At 42.9% G+C, this 7,541-nt stretch carries 5 protein-coding genes, 16 tRNA genes and 1 rRNA gene; 1 reads left to right on the forward strand and 21 read right to left on the reverse strand.

Annotated features, from left to right (window positions below; genetic code table 11):
• Positions 1 to 12: 12 nt before the first annotated feature.
• The 3 genes from AS888_RS19890 to AS888_RS19900 all read right to left on the reverse strand — a co-directional run bounded on the left by AS888_RS19890 (position 13) and on the right by AS888_RS19900 (position 3,631).
• Positions 13 to 720, reverse strand: coding sequence for a sigma factor (locus tag AS888_RS19890; protein ID WP_061143874.1), 708 nt, complete (start codon positions 718 to 720; stop codon positions 13 to 15).
• 176 nt (positions 721 to 896) lie between these two features.
• The gene (locus AS888_RS26525) at positions 897 to 1,124 is read right to left on the reverse strand and encodes a hypothetical protein (protein WP_061143875.1); all 228 of its coding nucleotides are present in this window, start codon (positions 1,122 to 1,124) and stop codon (positions 897 to 899) included.
• Positions 1,125 to 1,408: 284 nt separating this feature from the next.
• Entirely contained in the window at positions 1,409 to 3,631 is a 2,223-nt protein-coding gene (locus AS888_RS19900) for an MMPL family transporter (protein ID WP_061143876.1), read from the reverse strand.
• A gap of 135 nt (positions 3,632 to 3,766) precedes the next feature.
• Here AS888_RS19900 and AS888_RS19905 point away from each other — a divergent pair, with 135 nt between their 5' ends.
• Positions 3,767 to 4,387 (forward strand): TetR/AcrR family transcriptional regulator, encoded by a 621-nt coding sequence (locus AS888_RS19905; protein WP_061143877.1) that lies wholly within the window; start codon positions 3,767 to 3,769, stop codon positions 4,385 to 4,387.
• A gap of 713 nt (positions 4,388 to 5,100) precedes the next feature.
• On the opposite strand, the gene AS888_RS19910 is transcribed toward AS888_RS19905, so the two are convergent.
• The 18 genes from AS888_RS19910 to rrf form a co-directional block, all read right to left on the reverse strand.
• Positions 5,101 to 5,181: transfer RNA gene (locus AS888_RS19910), tRNA-Leu, on the reverse strand.
• Positions 5,182 to 5,469: 288 nt separating this feature from the next.
• Complete coding sequence (locus AS888_RS25970) at positions 5,470 to 5,664, reverse strand: hypothetical protein (RefSeq protein WP_155645564.1); 195 nt, start codon at positions 5,662 to 5,664, stop codon at positions 5,470 to 5,472.
• 173 nt (positions 5,665 to 5,837) lie between these two features.
• Positions 5,838 to 5,918, reverse strand: a tRNA-Leu gene (locus tag AS888_RS19915).
• Positions 5,919 to 5,926: 8 nt separating this feature from the next.
• A tRNA-Cys gene (locus tag AS888_RS19920) sits at positions 5,927 to 6,000 on the reverse strand.
• A 7-nt stretch (positions 6,001 to 6,007) separates the two neighbouring features.
• A tRNA-Gly gene (locus AS888_RS19925) sits at positions 6,008 to 6,082 on the reverse strand.
• Positions 6,083 to 6,085: 3 nt separating this feature from the next.
• Positions 6,086 to 6,160 (reverse strand) — tRNA-Gln (locus AS888_RS19930).
• A gap of 37 nt (positions 6,161 to 6,197) precedes the next feature.
• Positions 6,198 to 6,273: transfer RNA gene (locus AS888_RS19935), tRNA-His, on the reverse strand.
• 17 nt (positions 6,274 to 6,290) lie between these two features.
• Positions 6,291 to 6,364: transfer RNA gene (locus AS888_RS19940), tRNA-Trp, on the reverse strand.
• A gap of 7 nt (positions 6,365 to 6,371) precedes the next feature.
• Positions 6,372 to 6,455, reverse strand: a tRNA-Tyr gene (locus AS888_RS19945).
• A gap of 16 nt (positions 6,456 to 6,471) precedes the next feature.
• Positions 6,472 to 6,547, reverse strand: a tRNA-Thr gene (locus AS888_RS19950).
• A gap of 7 nt (positions 6,548 to 6,554) precedes the next feature.
• Positions 6,555 to 6,630 (reverse strand) — tRNA-Phe (locus AS888_RS19955).
• A gap of 12 nt (positions 6,631 to 6,642) precedes the next feature.
• Positions 6,643 to 6,718: transfer RNA gene (locus AS888_RS19960), tRNA-Asp, on the reverse strand.
• Positions 6,719 to 6,723: 5 nt separating this feature from the next.
• A tRNA-Met gene (locus AS888_RS19965) sits at positions 6,724 to 6,797 on the reverse strand.
• 101 nt (positions 6,798 to 6,898) lie between these two features.
• Positions 6,899 to 6,974 (reverse strand) — tRNA-Val (locus tag AS888_RS19970).
• 15 nt (positions 6,975 to 6,989) lie between these two features.
• Positions 6,990 to 7,064: transfer RNA gene (locus tag AS888_RS19975), tRNA-Glu, on the reverse strand.
• 9 nt (positions 7,065 to 7,073) lie between these two features.
• Positions 7,074 to 7,165 (reverse strand) — tRNA-Ser (locus tag AS888_RS19980).
• A gap of 5 nt (positions 7,166 to 7,170) precedes the next feature.
• Positions 7,171 to 7,245, reverse strand: a tRNA-Asn gene (locus AS888_RS19985).
• A gap of 9 nt (positions 7,246 to 7,254) precedes the next feature.
• A 5S ribosomal RNA gene (gene rrf / locus AS888_RS19990) occupies positions 7,255 to 7,370 on the reverse strand.
• Positions 7,371 to 7,541 lie beyond the last annotated feature (171 nt).

Raw genomic sequence — 7,541 nt, forward strand, 5'->3', positions numbered from 1 at the left:
CAAAATGATTAGCTATGCAGCCATTGAGAGGGTGTTTGAAGGAGTGAAGCATGGTTTGAAATGCAGCGATCGATTCATTGATCTAGGAATCATCGATTCACTGTTAAGCGATTTGAAAGATGGGATGCTTCTAATGAGGATATCAGGATTTTGCTGCTGCAATGCCTGTGTCATCAGTGATATCAGCCTTTGCTCCTCCTCATACTCCCAATCTTCCACGACGGACAGCTTACGCTCCTCAGCATCATGGTCAAAACGTTTTTTGACACGGTTCAAGATCGCCTTTACCGCCGCTTCCGTCGTGTTCAAATAATCCGCGATTTCCTTGGAGCGATAAAGAAATCCTTCCTTTAATAAAAATACGACGGCTTGCTTCGTGGTAAGGGATTTTATAATATACTCCACCGTTTCAAACGGATTTTCCCCAATTGCCCCTTGCAAATCGTTATCCTGCAAATCGCCTAAAGCTTCCTTTTTTCTTTTTCGTATCGTATCGATCCAGGAATGGCGGGCTATCGTCTTCAATAAAGCAGGTGTTAGCCCCTTCTTCTTCCCATAGACCCGCATGGCCTTCATAATCGTATCCTGTGCCAAGTCATCACCATCCCAATTATTTTGCGTCAAGAATCGGCAAAACCGAAGCAATTCAGGATATACCTCATCTAAGGCCATGTTGTTATCCTTTATTTCATGAATTTCTTCCCTCAACTTCTTTATCATTTTTCTCACTCCTTCAACACCCTCTATCCTCTAAACGTTTCAGAAAGAGAAAAAGATACGGGGGCACTAAAATTTTTCATCGGCTTAATTTCCATTAATATTCTATTCCATTCTTACCAGGAGATTTCCTTTCATACTAAAACCTTTCCCCCAAATGTTCAAATGTAACGGTAAGCCTAATGGTAAATCCTCTTTTCTGCACCGATCCCTGGTTTCCTCCCTGCATGCATTGCCTCCGGCGCTTGCACCTGCTTGGTCTCCCGTAGAGGCGCCTTTACCGCAGGAGGATCGCCGGCCAAATCCACTCTGCGTGAAAAGGAGATGCAAATTCGTTTTTTGCCTACCTCGTTTTCGAACTGTTTTTTATCGCATATGTATGCTTCTTTAATATTGGTTGCTTCCACGTTTTTGAATTAGGAGTTTAGGCGCTCGTTACACCCGGAGCATTCTTGACCGTCCTATCCTATCTACCCATTCCTTATCGCCGCTTCAATCCCGGTGATAAATCAAAAAGGCTTCGGAATGAAAGCATTCCGAAACCTTTTAATCGACATTCTGATGGTTCAGAGCGAGTTACTCCAAACACTGTTTTATTGAATCCATTTTGTTGCAGTATTTGTTGTTTTTTTGTTCATTGATAAGGTGCCAAAATTTCTCTTCCACCGCACAGAATATCCATATCCTCCTGTTAATTCTCTTTTCCTTTTACCATTTTCACTTTAGCTGGCCAAAAAGCAAATCTTCCGCAAACGGTAGTAATGGCCGGTACCAGAAATGGTCGGACTATGAAGGTATCCAGAAGAATGCCTAAAGCCGTGATAATTCCGAACTGCACAAGAACTTGAATCGGTAATGTCGCTAGCACGGCAAAGGTGGCCGCCAATATAATACCGGCTGAAGTAATGACCCCGCTCGTTTCACTTACGCCCTCTTTAATGGCCTGCTTCAATGGCATATAGTTCTTTTTCTTCCAAATGCTCGAGATCATGAAGATGTTATAGTCCTCTCCAAGAGCAACCAAGAATACGAAAGCATATAAAGGAATGGCTCCCTGTATAGCATCAGCGCCCATTACATTATGGATGATAAGCCACCCTAGTCCTAATGCTGCACTGTAAGATAAGATAACCGTGCCAACTAGGTAAAGCATAGCTACAATGGAACGTAAGTAAGCCAATAACAGGATGGAGATAAAGACAATGATCAATGGAACAATGAGATCGTTGTCCTTATTACTAGTTACCATGGTGTCATATTGAGTCGCTGTTTGCCCGCCAATCCAGACCTTGGATTTCACGGAAGGAACATTAGCTTCCGCCAATGCATTCTCTGCTGCATCCCTCAATTCTGGAATAGCTTCCATCGCTTTTGTACTGTAGGGATTAACATTGAATTTAACATCATATACTTTTAGATCATCATTGTCCGCACCGCTTTGGGGGTTAGACACTGTACTGACCAGGTCATGTTTCTTTAACTCTTTTTCAAGGTCTACCGATTTTCCCTCTGTATCGATTACCACTTGAGCCGGAGCTAATTCACCTGGCGAGTATGCGTCAGAAATGACCTTGAACCCTTCTCTTGATGGCATGTCTTCTGGAAAAGAAGATAATACATCATAGGTGTATTTGATTTGACTGGAATATACCGACATTGCTCCAAAGAAGATCACACACGCTATGATGATCGTCCAAGGTTTGGTTGTCACGATATTACCGACCCAAGTTCCAAAGCGGCTCTTTCCTTTTTTGGCAGGAACCGGTTTTCCTTTCTTTTCGGCCCTCTCTTTTTCCATTTCAGGAGTACGTGGAATAAAAGGATAAAACGAACCTCTTCCCATAACGGATAGTAGTGCTGGAATGAGGGTCAAGCTTGCTATGCCCATAATAAAGATGGACAAGCTAAATGGAATGGCAAAACGGTGGTAAGCCCCATATTCTGCTACAATTAAGACGAGAAGAGAAATGACCACAGTAATTCCACTCATAGCTATGGCACCGGAGGCATCTTTAAACGCATGTATAAGTGCTTTTCGTTTATCATTTACCTTCAGAAGCTCATCACGATAATGAGAAATTAAAAATAAACAATAATCTGTTCCCGCGCCAAACAATAAGACGGTCATAATGGATATGGATTGGGCATCAACGGTAATCCAACCTTTATCCGCTAAAAAACCTAGAATAGGACTAAGCAGCATATATGCAAATCCTACACCGATTAAAGGAATAATCGCCAAGATTGGGGAACGATAAATAATAAGAAGCAGTACTAAGACAAGCACAACAGTAGCTATCAGTAACGAAACATCCGCTCCTTCAAATAGACCTGTTGCATCCACTTGAATCCCTGCTGGACCTGTGACACGTGTACTCAGTTTATTATTTTCATCTATACTTACATTGAAAGGGTTATACGAAACCTGCTTTTTCACTTGTTCTTTAATGTCATCTATATTTCCCTTTAAGACTTCGGTATCAACACTTTCTTGGAAAAAAATAGGTTGCACTAACGTTGTTCCGTCTTTTGAAACCATTTGTTGCAGTGCTGATACAGGCATTTTATGCAGGGGAGGTGTTGACGATTGATCTTCTAACGGATCCTTCTCTAAATGTTCAGCCATTTGTTGGACTGCATTCAGATCCTCTTCCGTTAATCCCGATTCATTGTGCCACGTAAGCAATGCAGGTATACCAGAGGAATTTGGAAATTGTTTCTTAACTAACTTATCTGCTTCCACAGAAGGTGAATTTTCACTCAGATTTGGGGCATTATTAACTTCTGAGTCATTTACTGCGGGCCAAGCAATGGTTAATGCTGCCGTTAGAACAACCCATATGCCAATGACAACCCAGCGACTAACCCTACCAGTCATATATGAGCTGAAGGTTGTTAGTATAGATTTTTTCATCTGAACTCCCTCGTTTCCAATTTGGTTTGTTTCTATTAGAATATACATATAGCATACGATTAATTATATATACCAGAAGGTTAATTAATCAACTAATTTCATTTGGAAATTAATTCAACCAGAAGGAGGTTTCATATGCATAATCATAATATCCAGAAGAAAAAACCGGGACGACCCAAATTGACGAATGACTCAAATATAACAAGAGATCAAATTCTACAAACTGCATCCTACCTATTCATGACCTTTGGATATGAAGGCGTTTCAATGGAACAAGTTGCCGATGCCAGCAATGTTACAAAAGCAAGCGTCTATTACTATTTTAAAAATAAGGCAACTTTATTCACCATCGCAGTATCAAGCATGTTCCGCCGCATAAAAATACAGACAGATAAACTGCTGAACAGTTCCAATGGATTGAAGCACAGATTATACGAAGTAACGTTCGAGCATTTAATTAGACCACATATAGATTTTGAAACATTACTGCAGGAGGCTTCCCTTTCCCTTACAGAAGAACATATCCAAGAGATCCGCACAGCAGAAAACGAGGTTCATCAAGCACTGGAGAACATATTCAAGCAAGCAATGGAAAATGGGGAAATAGTAGTCAAAAATCCATTATTGCTCGCCCATGCCTTTTCTACAGTTACCATGATTCGAAACAAAAAAGAATTAATAATTGAATTGGGCGGACCAGAAAAAACGGCGCAAGCTCTAGTAGATCTATTTTGGGTAGGAATCGGGCCAAAATGAATCTATGAACGATGCATAGACTCCCAATGCAATGATGTCAAATCTAAAAAAATAGAGAACCGGTCCGCCAAAGGCAGCTTGATTTGGCGGGCTCCTTTTTTGCGTTTTTTTCTCGTATCTTCCTCCATCCTCGCAAAATTCCCCATCAGGAGAATGATCTCCATTAAGCAAGGCTGAGAATAGCCATTTCTGTTAGTTAGGGGCCACCCATACCGTTTCCGTGATGAGCCTTTGCCTAGAGGAATGTTCACGCTTAATTTCTTCTGTAGTAACTACTGGCGTTCGAATTCCACCTAATAGGTTTGTACCGCCTGGAGCTTAATCGAAAAAGCGGATGCACTTTCACCAATGCCGAAGGATGATCAGGGTTTTGCTAATGAAGTCCAACGAATCAATCATGTACTCCCCGCATCTTATCACCCGTTATAAGCGTTAAATCGTTGCTCCTGTGGTGTTGCCTATGACCCAAAGTAACGGATGAACTAGTTCCATTGGAATTAGTAAGTAATACCACATAATGTGGTCTCTTTTGTTCGTACAAAATTAGCATTAATCCTTCTCCAAGTAGTCAGGGCTTATGTCCACACTTCCATTCGTTTTTCATTATCACAACATAGAAGGAACGTTCTCTTAGTATTGGTAGTGTAACAAAAAAGGCCTTACACAATTAAGTGTAAGACCTTTTTCCAACAGCACTCCTGGCTGTTTCATGATACCGGTGGCCGGGGTCGAACCGGCACTCCAGAGGAACACGATTTTGAGTCGTGCGCGTCTGCCAATTCCGCCACACCGGCATGATTGTTGGAGTTTACAATAGTTTAGCACATGCTAATTATGTAATTGTCCATACGATTAATAAATACCCTTTAATTAAAATAATATACTATTATATATTTGTCAATTAATAAATTAACTCTTTTAAAAAAAGACACTCCTGAAGAGGTCCTACAACGATTGCTATATTGGAGTATTATTATTATTTTCGCCACTTAATTTTATTATAGTTCCAGCCTTAAGCTAGTTAAATGGCCTTCTTCCTCAAAAAATCTATCGCCCACGTTTACCTTATATGCATAAGTAATCTACGAACGGTCATCAGTCCCAATAATATAAACCTCTACATCTTTTACAGCTAAAATATCGCCTGAGGTTTCCACATCATCATTTGTTGATGTGATAGCGATTTTTTCATTACGGAAAAACATTCTAGGTTCTGCGTTTCTCCCATCAATTCTTGGCCGTATCTCTACTTTAACTAAATCAGTTTGTTCAGGCACTTAATCAACGTATAGGCAAAACCTTTTGTCTCACTAATTTGGTATGCCACCGCATAACGAGCAATAGCTTGTTTACACGATTAGCATTCTGCTTTAGTCAATTAAACACAAAAAAAGCCAATGCTGAGATTGTCTCAAAGCATTGACTTAAAAGGGTTAAACCCTTTTCATGATACCGGTGGCCGGGGTCGAACCGGCACTCCAGAGGAACACGATTTTGAGTCGTGCGCGTCTGCCAATTCCGCCACACCGGCATGATTGTTGGAGGCGGCAACCGGAATCGAACCGGTGGTAAAGGTTTTGCAGACCTCTGCCTTACCGCTTGGCTATGCCGCCAACGTTTTGGAGCGAAAGACGGGATTCGAACCCGCGACCCCAACCTTGGCAAGGTTGTATTCTACCACTGAACTACTTTCGCATATGGCTGGGCTAGAAGGGATCGAACCTTCGCATGACGGAATCAAAATCCGTTGCCTTACCGCTTGGCTATAGCCCATTAACGTTGTTTCATTATAGCACATTTTAAAGAAAAATGGGGCGACTGATGGGAATCGAACCCACGAATGCCTGAACCACAATCAGGTGCGTTAACCACTTCGCCACAACCGCCATGATAAGATTGAAATTGGCAGGGGTAGTAGGACTCGAACCCACACTGGAGGTTTTGGAGACCTCTGTTCTACCTTTAAACTATACCCCTATAGAGATGGTGGAGGGGGGCAGATTCGAACTGCCGAACCCTAAGGAGCGGATTTACAGTCCGCCGCGTTTAGCCACTTCGCTACCCCTCCGCATATGGATGAAACATGGTGCCGGCAAGAGGACTTGAACCCCCAACCTACTGATTACAAGTCAGTTGCTCTACCAGTTGAGCTACACCGGCACTACTATGGTGGCTCAGGACGGAATCGAACCGCCGACACAAGGATTTTCAGTCCTTTGCTCTACCGACTGAGCTACTGAGCCAAACTTTAAAAATGGCGGTCCCGACGGGAATCGAACCCGCGATCTCCTGCGTGACAGGCAGGCATGTTAACCGCTACACCACGGGACCATAGATTGCGGGGACAGGATTTGAACCTGCGACCTTCGGGTTATGAGCCCGACGAGCTACCGGACTGCTCCACCCCGCGACGGTGATAATGTTTCTATTCAAGAATCAAGTTTTCGTGTGAATCGTTTCTGTGGAATGATGACCATCCACTACCTGAAACAACCTGACCTTATGTAAAAATGGTGGAGGATGACGGGATCGAACCGCCGACCCTCTGCTTGTAAGGCAGATGCTCTCCCAGCTGAGCTAATCCTCCAATATGTTGCCGAAATGGTGACCCGTACGGGATTCGAACCCGTGTTACCGCCGTGAAAGGGCGGTGTCTTAACCGCTTGACCAACGGGCCAGGTATAAATGGCGGAGAGCAAGGGATTTGAACCCTTGAGACAGGGTTACCCGTCTACACGATTTCCAATCGTGCTCCTTCGGCCACTCGGACAGCTCTCCATTTATGGCTCCGCAGGTAGGACTCGAACCTACGACCGTTCGGTTAACAGCCGAATGCTCTACCACTGAGCTACTGCGGAACAATATAAGCTTGGCGACGTCCTACTCTCACAGGGGGAGACCCCCAACTACCATCGGCGCTGAAGAGCTTAACTGCCGTGTTCGGAATGGGAACGGGTGTGACCTCTTCGCTATCGTCACCAAACATTGTTTACATTTTTTCAAGACATATATTATTATAACGTCTTTTTGAGAAAATGCAAGAAGAAATTTTCATTCCTTCAAAACTAGATAATATAGAAGGTATTTCATTTTTTAAAGCGTTGGTTAAGTCCTCGATCTATTAGTATCAGTCAGCTCCACATGTCGCCACGCT

The organism is Peribacillus simplex (genome assembly GCF_001542915.1).
Taxonomy (GTDB): domain Bacteria; phylum Bacillota; class Bacilli; order Bacillales; family DSM-1321; genus Peribacillus; species Peribacillus simplex_B.

What these genes read in the sequence shown, in the direction of transcription:
- AS888_RS19890 (WP_061143874.1), bottom strand. Translation starts at nt 720, where the DNA reads ATGATAAAGAAGTTGAGGGAAGAAATTCATGAAATAAAGGATAACAAC.
- AS888_RS19900 (WP_061143876.1), bottom strand. Translation starts at nt 3,631, where the DNA reads ATGAAAAAATCTATACTAACAACCTTCAGCTCATATATGACTGGTAGG.
- AS888_RS19905 (WP_061143877.1), top strand. Translation starts at nt 3,767, where the DNA reads ATGCATAATCATAATATCCAGAAGAAAAAACCGGGACGACCCAAATTG.